Source organism: Brucella sp. NBRC 14130 (assembly GCF_040371715.1).
GTDB lineage: Bacteria > Pseudomonadota > Alphaproteobacteria > Rhizobiales > Rhizobiaceae > Brucella > Brucella intermedia.
On record NZ_BAABTE010000017.1, the window covers coordinates 23,506 to 36,892 of the forward strand.

A 13,387-nucleotide genomic window follows, 5' to 3' on the forward strand; every position below is an offset into this window, starting at 1 on the left:
AGCATGGTCCGGCCATCTCACGCTTTGCACTCAAGCATGTCGTACTTTATCGTATTCAGGCGACATGCTTCAGAGCATTTCCAGCAAAAGTGTGAAACGGTTTGGGAGACATGCTCTCGTTGTTTCAACCTATATTTGGCAGTCGATGCAGTTTTCTCCTTCCGAACGCACCGCTTTCTTTGAATTGCTGAAATGGCGGCGGGATGTCCGTCACTTCAGCGACCGACCTGTGGACGATGGAATCATCGAGGCTTTGCAGGAAGCGATGGATTATGCCCCTTCCGTCGGCAATGCCCGCCCCTGGCGGGTGATTTCGGTTGAAACTGCTGGAAAACGTGCGGCGGTTTACGACATTTTTCTGAAGGCCAACCGGTCAGCCGCGCAGATTTATGACGGCGAGCGCGCACGGCACTACCGGGACCTGAAACTGGAAGGCATCAGCGTCGCCCCGGTGCAGCTTGCCATTTTCACCGAAACCGCGCCAACCGAAGGACATGGGCTCGGCAGGCAGTCCATGGCCGTCACCCTCGAGCACAGCACGGCGATGGCGGTCCAGAACCTCAATCTGGCGGCAAGATCGTTCGGGCTTGGCGTCGGCATGGTCTCGATTCTCGATCCGCAGGCCATGGAAAGGCTGTTTCAGGCCCAGCCGGGCTGGCGCTTCAGCCTTTACCTATGCATCGGGTGGCCGCTGGCTGATGACGACACACCCCTCCTGCACAAAAACGGCTGGCAGGAAAACAAGCCGACGGTCTGGCGGCGCGCCTGAGCGTTCTTCAACAGAACGTTGTCAACAGGGCAAGCGCCTCCCGGAATTGTGCCTATTGCGCTGATCTCGCAATTGGCGGCACAATCCCTTTGCTCAGATATAATAACGGGGAGCGAATATGCGCCGAAGAGGCTTGCTGGAATTCGCAGGAAACAGAACGCTCTATGGCCTGTTCCTGCTCTGCGCGATCTGCGCCATCGCAGGGAGCGTGATGAGCTATAATGGCGAGGTTTCAGGCTGGCGCTGGCTGCATTATCTGACCAAGCCAACCGCTACACTGCTGCTGCTCGCAGCCGTCCTTTGCGCTGGGCGGCCCAAATCGAAATCCTATGGCTTTGCCGTGGCCTTCGGCCTGGCTTTCGCGGCACTGGGCGACTTTTTCCTGATGCTGCCCGGCGACTATTTCATGGCGGGCCTGATCTGCTTTCTCATCACCCATTGCGCCTATATCTATGCCCTTTGCCGCCATGCGCGCTTTGCCGCGCACAAAGGCGTTTTCGCCATTTTCGCCATCGCAGCCCTTGCCATCATAGCTGGCCTCTGGCCGTCGCTGCCGACCCCGCTGATAGTTCCGGTCATCATCTATGCCGCAGCCCTTGGCATCATGGCGGCACAGGCGATGAGCCGTGCGCTCGGCACCGAACCTGAAACGCCGCAACGCTACGCCGCATGGCTTGCCGCAGCGGGCGGCCTGTTCTTCATGGCAAGCGACACGCTGCTTGCCTATGGACGGTTCAGCCTCGACATTCCGCTGAATGGCCTTTGGGTGCTGGCAACCTATTATGCCGCGCAATTCCTCTTTGCCCGCTCGACCGAGGATTTTGCCTATGGCGGCTGAAGAACAGATGTTGCAACTGCCGTTCGAGCGCCTGCGTCACGCATGGCTTGAGAGCCGTCCCGCCTGCGAGCAGCGTCTGGACGACCTGAAACGCTTGCGGGAGCGGCTTGAAGCAAGGCTGGATGAGATGGCGAAGGCCATCAGCGCGGATTTCGGCAATCGCTCGCTGCACGAAACCCTGCTTGGCGAGGCCAGCGTCGTCTTTGCCGAACTTGACGATGCCCTGCACAACCTCAAGCGCTGGATGAAACCGAAACGCCGCAGGGCCGGTTGGAAAATGTGGCCGGCAAAAGCCGAAATCCGCTATGTTCCGCTCGGCGTGGTGGGGATCATCGCGCCGTGGAACTATCCGGTCAATCTGGCACTGGCACCGCTCGTCGCGGCAATCGCGGCTGGAAACCATGCCTTCCTGAAACCATCCGAACATACGCCGCGCACTGCGCAATTTCTGCAAAGCCTGCTTGGGGAAGTCTTCCCGGAGGACCGCGTTGCCGTTGCGCTTGGCGACGCAGCGCTTTCCGCGCAATTCGCATCGCTGCCATTCGACCATCTCTTTTTCACCGGCTCGACCACTGTCGGGCGCAAGATCATGGCGGCGGCGGCACCAAACCTGACGCCCGTGACGCTGGAACTCGGCGGCAAGTCGCCCGCCATCGTCAGCGAAAACGCCAATATCAAACGCGCCGCCCGCGCAATCGCGACGGGCAAGTTCTTCAATGCCGGGCAAACCTGCATCGCGCCCGATTACGTTCTGATCCATCACAGCCAGCGCGATGAATTCGTGAACCTCCTGCGCGCCGAAATGCAGGCGCGCTATGGCGGTTCACCAGCCGAAAAAGACCGCACCACGATCATCAATGAAGCGCAGGAGGCACGGCTCGCGAACCTGCTGACCGATGCCGCCAGCAAGAGCGAATCCGTCATCGAGCTTCTCCCCGGTTCCGGTCAACCGCGATTGATGCCGCCCGCCCTCGTGCTGGAACCCGACCCCGATAGCGCCATCATGCAGGAGGAGATTTTCGGCCCGCTTCTGCCGATGATCAGTTATCGCCTGCTCGACGATGCGATCGGTTTCGTTCTGAAGCTTGATCGTCCGCTGGCGCTTTACTGTTTCAGCGACAACACCGCAGAAATTGAAATGGTGTTGAGCCGCATCGTTGCGGGCGGCGTCTGTGTCAACGATACGCTCTACCATTTCGCCTGTAGCAACCTGCCATTCGGCGGCGTGGGTGCAAGCGGCATGGGCCAGTATCACGGCCGTGACGGTTTCCTGACCTTTTCCAAGGCCATGCCGGTCCTGACCAAATATGCCCCGGCGCCGAGCGATCTCATCAAGCCGCCTTATACCGGCCTCACAGATCGCCTGATCCGCTTCATTGCAAGATGAGGCCTGGAACCTAGGTGAGTTTGATCAGGCACGAAACGCTTCAACAGTGCACTCGCGTCTGGCTCTCATCGAATTGTGTAGGCAATTGCTATTCAAACAGATGTACAATCCGACTATATAGAGACGGATGCGAGTTTATCTCACTGGCAGAAGTCATTGTCTTTCGGAACCGAATAGCTGACTGGTGAAAAACGGGTGCTGAAAAAGAAAGAACCAAACCGGATATCGAAGACCATCCTGACTGCGATCCGGAACAGGCCGGGCTACAGGCCGCTCAACGCCAACATTACCGGCGGGGATGTCGTCATTGCATCCTACAACGTCCACAAATGCATCGGCATCGACAAGCAGTTCAATCCGCAGCGCACGGCTGAAGTCATCAGCGAAATCGACGCGGACGTGATCGCCTTGCAGGAAGCCGACAGGCGTTTCGGCGAGCGTTCCGGCCTGCTTGATCTGGGCCTGCTCGAACGCCGCCACGGGCTCGTGCCGGTGCCGATAACCGCCACGATGCCCAAGGGTCACGGCTGGCACGGCAACGTGCTTCTGTTTCGCGAAGGCGTGGTGCGCAATGTGCAGCAGCTCAAGCTGCCCGGTGTCGAGCCGCGCGGCGCGCTGGTCGCGGACCTGCAATTCCCGGCGGGGCCATTGCGTGTCATCGCAGCCCATCTTGGCCTCCTGAAGCGCTCCCGCGAGCAGCAGGCCGAAAGCATCCTTACCGTCTTGCAGGAGGCCGACACGCTGCCGACCCTGCTGATCGGCGACCTCAACGAATGGCGCGTCGGCAAGCGTTCCTCGCTCGCGGCCCTCATGCCGACATTCAACCATGTCGCAACGGCAGTACCGAGCTTCCCGTCGCGGTTCCCGGTTTTTGCGCTGGATCGCGTGCTTGGCGCACCCCACAATCTGGTCACATCGGTTGAAGTGCACAACACGCCGCTGGCGCGGCTGGCATCCGATCACCTGCCGGTCAAGGCGCATCTCGACCTCAAATCGGCAACGAGCCTGCTCGAGGAACTCAGCCCGGAAATATTTAACAGCCGAACGGGATGATATTCACAGGTAAGGCGAACCCAGCCAGATAATCCGGTCCAGAAGGCGCTCCAGGAAAGGCCGGCTCTTGAGACGCGCAAGGTTGACCTCGCGGCTGTCCTCTATCACCTTGCCGATGCGCTCCTCCACCTGACGCGCCACATCGCGGTCGAGGATTTCCAGATCGACCTCGAAATTCAGCCGCAGCGAACGCGGATCGATATTGGACGATCCGACATAGGACCACGCGCCGTCGATGGTCATCAGCTTGGAGTGGTTGAAGGCGCCGCCCGCCCGCCAGATGCGGCAGCCGTCCTTCAGCAACTGGTCGAACTGCGCGCGCATGGCGCGGTCCACGAGCTTCAGATTGTTGACGCCCGGCACGACGATATCCACCGACACGCCGCGCCGCGCAGCCGTCACCAGCGCGCTGATCAATTCGCGGTCCGGCAGGAGATAGGGCGTCATGATAAGAATATGCTGCTCGGCAATCGAGAAGGCGCCCATCATCATGCGCTGGTTGGTTTCCACGTTCTTGTCCGGTCCCGACCCGACGACGCGCACCAGCGTTCCGGTGCCCGGCGGGTTTTCCGGCGGCGCGATCTTCCATGCTTCCCCGGTGAGAAGCTCGCCGGTTGCAAAGCGCCAGTCTTCCGATGCGATATGAAAGAGATCGGCAATCGCCGGACCTTCCAGCTTGAAATGCGTATCGAAGGCAACCGCGTCGCCCGCTATCCTCCGCACGAAGCCCGCACGAATATTCATGCCGCCGGTGAAGGCGATCTTGCCGTCGACGATGAGGATTTTACGGTGGGTGCGCAGGTTGGCGTAAGGCAGGCGCAGCCCGATGATGATATTGCCGTTAAACACATCGACGGCGACGCCCTTGTCCTTCAGGAGCTTGACGATGCTGGGAAAGGAATAGCGCGCACCGACCGCATCGACCAGCACGCGCACTTCCACGCCGCGCCGGACCGCATCGCCCAGGGCATCGGCAAATACTTCCCCAATCCCGTCCCGGTCGAAAATATAGGTTTCCAGCATGATGCTGCGCTCGGCACGACCTATGGCGTCCAGCATGGCGGCATAGGCTTCGTCACCCGTCTCCAGCATGTCGATATTGTTGCCGCTCGTGAAGTCGTAGAGGCTCACCGCATCGCCCAGTATCTTCATCGCCCCGAACTGACGTCCGAAGGCTGCGCGCACGAGGTCATTCGTCGTATCGAAGTGCGACAGGTGATAAAGCGCAATCTTGCCCCGGTTGGCGCGCTGGTGGCTGAGGGTCGAACGGCGGATGCGGTTCACACCCGCAATGGCATAGACCACTGCTCCCACGATCGGCGAAAGCACGATCACGCCTACCCAGCCGATGGCGGTGCGCACTTCTTCCTTCGTCATGGTCGCGTGAATGGCGGCGATCGCTCCGAGAACAACCGACAGGACAAACAGAATATGCGGCCAGTAGTGGGAAACGAGATCGAACATCGGCAGACTTTAAGCGGAAAACGACTGCAATAGCAAAGGGATATAATGCTGCGCCCACCAAACGAACAGGGGCTGCGACAACGATCCGCCAAACCTGCGCATGACTTGGAGGCGCCTTAGCACCGGACCACAGAAAACTGCGCCTTGCAGCCCCGCCTCACGAAGAACGCGGCGGTTGTGATAAGCTGGTCAAATTCAATACATGCTCTATACTGGTCATGAGGCTTGACAATTTGAGGGACGTCTCATGGCAACAGCTCATAATGATATCGACCGCCCGACCTTTCCGGCAGAACTTTCCAGCAAGTGGGGCTGGTTTCTCGCCCTTGGGGTGGCGCTGCTGATCCTCGGAGGCATCGCCTTCGGCAATCTGGTTCTCGCCACCGTGGTCTCGGTCTACTATGTCGGCCTGATGATGCTCATCGGCGGCGCCATGGAAATCGTTCATGCATTCGGCGTCAAAACCTGGGGCAGCTTTTTCTTCTGGCTCCTGAGCGGCCTGCTTTATACGGCGGCGGGCATCGTGGCCTTCATCAATCCGGTGCTGGCGGCCGGTGTGCTGACCTTCCTTCTGGCGGCGGCACTTCTCGGTTCCGGCGCATTCCGCATCTGGCTCGGCTTCAAATCGAAACCATCGGCTGGCTGGGGGTGGATCGTTGCGGGCGGTGTCGTCACCTTGCTGCTTGGCCTCATCATCGCCATCAAATGGCCGGTCAACAGCCTGTTCGTCCTTGGCCTTTTCCTGGCGATAGACCTGATCTTCCAGGGCTGGTCCTTCATCGCCTTCAGCCTCGGCATCAAGAGCCGCTAAAAGCGCCGCGCACCATCGGCAAAGCGGCGTAGACTGCGCCGCTTTCATCCGCCACGAGACTTGTAACATGGCGCTTGTTGAGATTCTGGCCAACTCCTGCTAGATGCTGCCCAACGTCTTCGCGGCGCGCCTTCACGCGCAGCCCAACATTTCGCCATCACGAGTTTCTTCATGCCCGCTGACCATCCCGTTTCCAAGCGCCGCACATTCGCGATCATCGCGCACCCGGACGCCGGTAAGACCACGCTGACCGAAAAGCTGCTGCTGTTCGGCGGCGCCATCCAGCTTGCCGGTGAGGTGAAGGCCAAGAAGGACCGCATCCAGACCCGCTCCGACTGGATGAACATCGAGCGTGACCGCGGCATTTCCGTTGTCACCTCCGTGATGACCTTCGAATACAAGGATTGCATCTTCAACCTGCTCGACACGCCCGGCCACGAAGATTTTGCCGATGACACCTATCGCACGCTGACCGCAGTCGATTCCGCCGTCATGGTCATCGACGCCGCCAAGGGTATCGAACCGCGCACGCTCAAGCTTTTTGAAGTCTGCCGCATGCGCGACATTCCGATCGTCACCTTCGTCAACAAGATGGACCGCGAGGCGCGCGACCCGCTGGAAATCCTCGATGAAATCGAGGAAAAGCTGGCGCTCGACACGGCCCCGATCACCTGGCCCATCGGTTCGGGAAAAAGCTTTGCAGGCACCTTCGACCTGCACAGCGACACGCTGCGCCGTCAGGACAACGAAGAACAGCCGACCAAGGTCAGCGGACCGGAAGAAGCCGCAAGGCTTCTGCCGGAAAACGAGCGCGAAGCGTGGCTGGAAGGTGTGGAACTGGCGCGGGGCGTCTGTCGCCCGTTCGACCTCGCCGCCTTCCGCGAAGGCCACATGACCCCGGTCTATTTCGGCTCGGCGCTGAAGAACTACGGCGTGCGCGACCTGATCGAAGCCTTCTGCGATTTCGGCCCTTCCCCGCGCGACCAGCAGGCCGATGCCCGCATGGTGGCGGCGACCGAAGACAGGATGACCGGCTTCGTGTTCAAGATTCAGGCCAATATGGACCCGAACCATCGCGACCGCATCGCCTTCCTGCGCGTATGCTCGGGCAAGCTGTCGCGCGGCATGAAGGCAAAGCTGGTGCGCACTGGCAAACCGATGAGCCTTTCCGCACCGCAGTTCTTCTTTGCCCGTTCTCGCCAGATTGCCGACGAAGCCTTTGCGGGCGACGTGGTCGGCATCCCCAACCACGGCACGCTGCGCATCGGCGATACGCTGACCGAGGGCGAGGATATCCTGTTCCGCGGAGTGCCGAACTTCGCGCCGGAAATCCTGCGCCGCGTTCGCCTCGACGATGCGATGAAGGCCAAGAAGCTGCGCGAAGCGCTGCAGCAGATGGCGGAAGAAGGCGTCGTGCAGCTCTTCCTGCCCGATGACGGTTCGCCGGCTATCGTCGGCGTTGTCGGTGCGTTGCAGATCGACGTCCTGACCGAACGCCTCAAGGTCGAATATTCGCTGCCGGTCGGCTTTGAAATGTCGCGCTTTTCGGTCTGCCGGTGGATTTCCGCCGACGATCCGGCTGAAGTCGACCGCTTCATTGCCGCCCATCGCGCCGATATCGCACATGATCTTGACCGTGACCCGGTATTTCTGGCCCAGAACGGCTTCTCGCTCAACTACGAGGCCGAGCGCTGGAAAGACATCCGCTTTGCCACCGTCAAGGATTATCAGGTCCGCGGCAAAGCCTGATCCTTTGGAGAGAAAATGAACGATCCGGTTCTGGCTGCGCTTGATCTGCCTCAGGCGCTGCGGCAGCAATTGCGGGATTATCGCAGTCGGCAGGACGAGCTTGGCCGCTCAACGGCCAATGTGCATCTGCTCGACCATCCCGAACAAGAACCGCTGGTTCTGAAAGTGGAGCCGCAAAGCCCGGTCGGCGAACTTGCAGACGAAGCTGCACGGCTTCGCTGGCTCAGGCAGCAAAACCTTGCCTGCCCCGAAGTCCTCGCTTTCGAAATCGCGCCGGAACACAGCTTTTTGCTGATGACGCGCCTGACGGGTCAGGATCTGGCTTCGGCAGTCGGCACACTCACGCCGGAGCGTATTGTCGATATTCTGGCGAGCGCCCTGAAATCGATGCATGCCATCGACCCGGCTTCCTGTCCGTTCGATCACCGGCTGGAGTTCCGCATCGAAGACGCCCGCAAGCGTGTCGAAGCGGGTGCGGTCGATGAAGAGGATTTCGACGAGGAACGTGAAGGGCGGACACCGCAGGGAGTTTTCGAAGAACTGCTTCGCCTGAAGCCCCAAAGCGAAGATATTGTCGTCACCCATGGCGACGCCTGCTTGCCGAATTTCATTGCCGACAAGGATGCCTTCACCGGTTTCATCGATTGCGGCAGGCTCGGCCTCGCCGATCGCCATCAGGATTTGGCGCTCGCCTGCTGGAGCATCCGTTACAATCTGGGTGAAGAATGGGTAGCGCCGTTTCTGGCCACCTATGGCGGGCCGGCAATCGAAGAAGCAAAGATCAGCTATTATCGCCTGCTGGACGAGTTCTTTTGAAATCCGGTTCAGCTCGATTGAAACTCCGCATATCGTCACCGATTTGCAGATGGCGCAGTTTTTCGGGATTGCGAACGAGATAGATCGCGTGGACCTGCCCTTCGGCAATCTCCAGTGCGGCGACCTGCGGCAATCCATCCGCTTCCATGCTGATATGCCCCGGCAGACCGTCGAACACGGCGAACTGCCGGATGGCGGGAGGCACACCATCAGCCTTGCGGGAGATTCCCTCGTAGAAGCGCATGATCTTCGCCCGACCGTAGATGGGATTGAGCGCCGCGTTGCGGACACCGCCGCCATCGGAATACATGATGGCATCTTCCGCCAGAAGGCCCTGCAATGCGCTGAGATCGCCACTGCGCGAGGCTTGAAAGAAGGCTTCCGCGATGGTGCGTCCGCGATCTTCCGGCAGGGTGAACCGCGGCTTTTCCTGGCGCACATGCATCCGTGCCCGGCTTGCAAGCTGTCGGCAGGCCGCCGCGTCACGGTCGAGCACTCGCGCGACTTCCCCAAAGTCCATGCCGAAAACATCGTGCAGCAGAAAGGCCGCCCGCTCCAGCGGCGACAGCCGGTCAAGCGCCAGCATGAGCGTCAGCGTGATATCGTCGCTCCGGTCTTCCTCTTCCTCGACCAGAGGTTCGGGAAGCCATAAACCGGGATAGGTCTCACGGCGCACGCGCGCGGATTTCAGATAATCGAGCGCGAGCCGGCTTACAACCCGCACCAGCCAGCCTTCCGGTTCCCGGACGGTTTCCTGGGCTGTCGTATTCCAGCGCAACCATGCTTCCTGCGCAATGTCCTCGGCTTCCGCATGAGAACCTATCATGCGGTAAGCGATGCGAACGAGCCGGGGCCGCAGGGCCTCGAACGCGTCCGCATCGAAGCTGTTGCCCATTTCAGCCTGCTGGCGCATCGGTCGTGACCGGATGCACGGTGCGGAACCCGACCGCAACACGGTTCCACAGATTGATCATATTGATGGCCATGCTGAGCTTGACGATCTCCTCATCCGTGAAATGCGCTTTCAACGCTTCGTAATCCTCGTCCGGCGCGCGGGTCTGCGCGATCAGCGTCAATGCTTCGGTCCAGGCCAATGCAGCGCGTTCACGCGGCGTGAACAACGGCGATTCGCGCCACGCGGCCACGAGGTAGAGGCGTTCTTCAGTCTCTCCCGCCTTGCGGGCATCGCGCGTGTGCATGTGAATACAGTAAGCACAGCCATTGATCTGCGATGCGCGAATACGCACGAGTTCATAAAGACTATATTCCAGCCCGGCCTCCGACACGGCCTTTTCCGCCTCGATCATAGCCTGCATGATCTTCGGTGCCAGCTTGTAGGGAACGAGTCTTGCTTCCATGATATGTCTCCTTGGGGCTTACGATTTGAAGTCGTTCACCATCAAGACGAAACAGGCACCGCAGATGTGACATGGCTTGCAGAGAAATTTACCTGTCTGCTTCCAGCAGCCTTTCGGCAATCTTCCCGGCCAGTCTTTCAGCAACCTGTTCCTTGCTCATTTCCGGCCATTCCTCGATGCCGGACCGGCTGAGGATACGGACATGATTGCGGTCGCTACCCATCACGCTGCTGCCATCCGGTGCGTGCGAAACATCATTGGCAACGATCCAGTCCGCGCCCTTTTTCTCAAGCTTGGCTCTCGCATTTCCGGCCACATCCTGCGTTTCGGCGGCAAAGCCGACGACAAGGCCGGGACGCCTGTCGCTATGGCCGACACCGGCCAGAATGTCGGGGTTTTCGACCATGGCGAGCGTCGGCGCGCTTTCCCCGGGCTTCTTCTTGATCTTCTGCCCCGCTTCATTGGCCGTGCGCCAGTCGGCAACCGCCGCCACCATCACCGCCGCATCGGCAGGAAGATGCCGCTCTACAGCCGTCTGCATTTCGCGCGCCGTCTCGACATGAATGACATCAACGCCTTCGGGATCGGGAATGGTTACAGGGCCGGACACCAGATGCACCGTCGCGCCAAGCCGCGCGAGTGCTGCCGCGATCGCATGGCCCTGCTTGCCCGACGAGCGATTGGCGATATAGCGGACCGGATCGATAGGCTCGTGCGTCGGCCCTGACGTCATGACGATGGTTTTGCCCGCAAGCGGTTTCGCCTGCGGTGAGAGCAGGTTTTCAATGGTCGCGACGATTGCCAGCGGTTCGCTCATGCGACCCGTTCCAGCCTCGCCGCTTTCCGCCATTTCGCCCCTCTCCGGTCCGATGAAGCGAACGCCATCCTTTTCAAGCGTCAGGCGGTTGCGTCTTGTCGCGGGATTGTCCCACATGGCCGGGTTCATGGCAGGCGCGATCAGAACCGGCACCTTGCGGGCCAGCAGCACGGCACTTGCCAGATCGTCGGCAAGCCCGTTGGCCATCTTCGCCATCAGGTCGGCGGTCGCCGGCGCGACGACGATCAGGTCCGCATCGCGGGCAAGCCGGATATGCCCGACATCCTGCTCGTCCTCCCGCGAGAACAGATCGGTAAAGACATGATCGGCGGACACCGCGCCGATGGTCAGCGGCGTCACGAATTGCTGCGCCGCAGCCGTCATCAACGGGCGCACATGCGCGCCACGCTCACGCAGACGGCGGATGAGGTCAGGCGTCTTGTAGGCTGCAATGCCACCGCCGATAATAAGAAGAATGCGCCTTCCGGCCAGTGAAGCCCCTGCCCCGGGCGACCCCGCCACGACCGGCGCGGCTTCATTCAGTCCGGCCAGCAGGATGCGCGCCTCTTCTTCCATGGAGCGCCCATTTTGTGCCGCACGAATACGGAGACGTTCCTTGGCGGCGTCATCAAGATTACGGATGGTAATGCTGGCCATGTGATTGCACCTGCCTGTTACAAGTGCAATCATTGAAATCAGTTTAGAAGCTGGCTGTCACCTCAAAAGTGATTTCATAGCCAAATATAGAGCTTGATAGCGATTGCAGCGAGCGAAATCGCAATCACGACCTGCGCAATGCGGCCCCAGCGCGAATGGCGCGCCTCTGCCCGACCGATAGCTTCCGCCGTCGCCTCGTCAAAGCGCAATCCATTTACAGCCATGTCGTCCAGCGCAACGGAAACACGTTCCACGCGCGCCACAAGTTCCGGCGTCTTGCGCGTGAAATGGAGCAGCGAATAAGCGCTGTCCTTCGCGTCGAGAAGCATACCCTGCGGCCCGAGATTCCTGGCGATCCAGTCGCCGACCACCGGCTCCGCCGCCTTCCACATGTTGAAATGCGGATCGAGCGTGCGTGAAACGCCTTCTACAACCACCATGGTCTTCTGAAGCATCAGAAGCTCGGGGCGGGTTTCCATATCGAAAAGCTCGGTCACTTCAAACAGCAAGGTCAGAAGCTTGGCCATGGAAATGGTTTCGGCGGGCTGGCCGTGGATCGGCTCGCCAATGGCGCGGATGGCCTGTGCAAAGCTTGCCACATCATGCGTATGCGGGACATAACCGGCTTCGAAATGCACTTCCGCCACGCGCATGTAATCGCGTGTGATGAAGCCGTAGAGGATCTCGGCAAGGAACCGCCGCTGCTGCTTGTTGAGCCGCCCGGTGATGCCGAAATCGACCGCAACGATCAGGCCTTGATGGTCCACGAACAGGTTGCCCGGATGCATGTCGGCATGGAAAAAACCATCACGCAGCGTATGGCGCAGGAAAGACTGGATCAGCGTTTCGGCAAGCTTCCGGAGATCGAAACCGGCGGCTTCAAGCGCTGAAATGTCCGACATCTTGATGCCGTCGATCCATTCGAGCGTGAGCACATCGCGGCCCGTGCGCTCCCAATCGACCTTGGGAACGCGGAAACCCGCATCGTCCTTGATGTTCTCGGCAATCTCGGAAAGCGCTGCCGCTTCGAGACGCAAATCCATCTCGATGCGGGTGGTCTGCTGCAGCGTCTCCACAACCTGAACCGGACGCAGGCGGCGCGTGAAAGGAACATGGCGCTCCTGCATGCGCGCGACCATGTAGAAACCTTCGAGATCGCGGGCAAAACGCTGGCGCACACCCGGACGAATGACCTTGACGGCAACCTTCTGGCACGCTCCGTCCTTCATGATTTCGGCCGGATGCACCTGCGCCATGGAAGCGGCGGCTATCGGCGCATCGAATTGCAAGTAAAGATCATCGATCTTGCGGCCCAGCGAACCTTCGATTGCCGCAACCGCATCGACCTGCGGGAAGAAGTCGAGCCTGTCCTGCAAAAGTTCGAGGTCGGCAGCAACATCGCGCCCCACAATATCTGGCCGCGTTGCCAGAAACTGGCCGAGCTTTACGTAGGACGGGCCGAGCTTGTTCATGGCGCGCGACATGCGCTCGGAACGCTGCATGTGGCGCGCGCGCGGACGCGCCAGAATGCCCGCAATCTTGTGCCCGAACGCCGGAAGACCGGAAAGACCCTCAACAGGCAATGCACTGATGACGCCTTCACGCGTCAATATCCATCCGGCCCGCATCAGCCGGAAAGCGGCGGAAAAACTGCTCATGCCCCGATGC

General features: G+C 60.2%; 12 protein-coding genes. 7 read left to right on the plus strand and 5 right to left on the minus strand.

Annotated elements, in window-relative coordinates; translation table 11 throughout:
- Nucleotides 1-145: 145 nt before the first annotated feature.
- From bluB to ABWW28_RS23795, 4 genes are all read left to right on the plus strand, one after another.
- Nucleotides 146-769, plus strand: a complete 624-nt coding sequence (bluB, locus tag ABWW28_RS23780) for a 5,6-dimethylbenzimidazole synthase (RefSeq protein ID WP_176026773.1) — start codon at nt 146-148, stop codon at nt 767-769.
- A 118-nt stretch (nt 770-887) separates the two neighbouring features.
- Nucleotides 888-1,607 carry a lysoplasmalogenase gene (locus ABWW28_RS23785; protein WP_025090786.1) on the plus strand — a complete coding sequence of 240 codons (720 nt, stop codon included), beginning with the start codon at nt 888-890 and terminating at the stop codon, nt 1,605-1,607.
- Nucleotides 1,597-2,994 carry a coniferyl aldehyde dehydrogenase gene (locus ABWW28_RS23790; protein WP_244637748.1) on the plus strand — a complete coding sequence of 466 codons (1,398 nt, stop codon included), beginning with the start codon at nt 1,597-1,599 and terminating at the stop codon, nt 2,992-2,994. The genes ABWW28_RS23785 and ABWW28_RS23790 overlap by 11 nt, the downstream gene beginning before the upstream one ends.
- 195 nt (nt 2,995-3,189) lie before the next feature.
- On the plus strand, nt 3,190-4,047 hold the full coding sequence (locus ABWW28_RS23795; protein WP_021587126.1) for an endonuclease/exonuclease/phosphatase family protein: 858 nt from the start codon (nt 3,190-3,192) through the stop codon (nt 4,045-4,047).
- Between the two features lie 3 nt (nt 4,048-4,050).
- On the opposite strand, the gene cls is transcribed toward ABWW28_RS23795, so the two are convergent.
- Nucleotides 4,051-5,511 carry a cardiolipin synthase gene (gene cls, locus ABWW28_RS23800; RefSeq protein WP_006467607.1) on the minus strand — a complete coding sequence of 487 codons (1,461 nt, stop codon included), beginning with the start codon at nt 5,509-5,511 and terminating at the stop codon, nt 4,051-4,053.
- Nucleotides 5,512-5,758: 247 nt separating this feature from the next.
- Between cls and ABWW28_RS23805 the strand changes: the two genes are divergently transcribed.
- The 3 genes from ABWW28_RS23805 (at nt 5,759) to aph(3')-IId (ending at nt 8,887) form a co-directional block, all read left to right on the plus strand.
- A complete protein-coding gene (locus ABWW28_RS23805) occupies nt 5,759-6,322 on the plus strand; it encodes an HdeD family acid-resistance protein (protein WP_113464014.1) in 564 nt (187 codons plus the stop codon).
- A gap of 171 nt (nt 6,323-6,493) precedes the next feature.
- On the plus strand, nt 6,494-8,071 hold the full coding sequence (locus ABWW28_RS23810) for a peptide chain release factor 3 (protein WP_021587129.1): 1,578 nt from the start codon (nt 6,494-6,496) through the stop codon (nt 8,069-8,071).
- A gap of 15 nt (nt 8,072-8,086) precedes the next feature.
- Nucleotides 8,087-8,887 carry an aminoglycoside O-phosphotransferase APH(3')-IId gene (aph(3')-IId, locus tag ABWW28_RS23815; protein WP_021587130.1) on the plus strand — a complete coding sequence of 267 codons (801 nt, stop codon included), beginning with the start codon at nt 8,087-8,089 and terminating at the stop codon, nt 8,885-8,887.
- Here the strand turns inward: aph(3')-IId and ABWW28_RS23820 are convergent.
- The 4 genes from ABWW28_RS23820 to ubiB all read right to left on the minus strand — a co-directional run bounded on the left by ABWW28_RS23820 (nt 8,853) and on the right by ubiB (nt 13,377).
- A complete protein-coding gene (locus ABWW28_RS23820) occupies nt 8,853-9,800 on the minus strand; it encodes a sigma-70 family RNA polymerase sigma factor (protein WP_021587131.1) in 948 nt (315 codons plus the stop codon). The genes aph(3')-IId and ABWW28_RS23820 overlap by 35 nt on opposite strands.
- Nucleotides 9,784-10,245 carry a carboxymuconolactone decarboxylase family protein gene (locus ABWW28_RS23825; RefSeq protein ID WP_021587132.1) on the minus strand — a complete coding sequence of 154 codons (462 nt, stop codon included), beginning with the start codon at nt 10,243-10,245 and terminating at the stop codon, nt 9,784-9,786. Before ABWW28_RS23825 ends, ABWW28_RS23820 begins: the two co-directional genes overlap by 17 nt.
- 88 nt (nt 10,246-10,333) lie before the next feature.
- Nucleotides 10,334-11,719 carry a bifunctional phosphopantothenoylcysteine decarboxylase/phosphopantothenate--cysteine ligase CoaBC gene (coaBC, locus tag ABWW28_RS23830; protein WP_021587133.1) on the minus strand — a complete coding sequence of 462 codons (1,386 nt, stop codon included), beginning with the start codon at nt 11,717-11,719 and terminating at the stop codon, nt 10,334-10,336.
- Nucleotides 11,720-11,793: 74 nt separating this feature from the next.
- On the minus strand, nt 11,794-13,377 hold the full coding sequence (ubiB, locus tag ABWW28_RS23835; RefSeq protein WP_021587134.1) for a 2-polyprenylphenol 6-hydroxylase: 1,584 nt from the start codon (nt 13,375-13,377) through the stop codon (nt 11,794-11,796).
- Between the last annotated feature and the right edge of the window lie 10 nt (nt 13,378-13,387).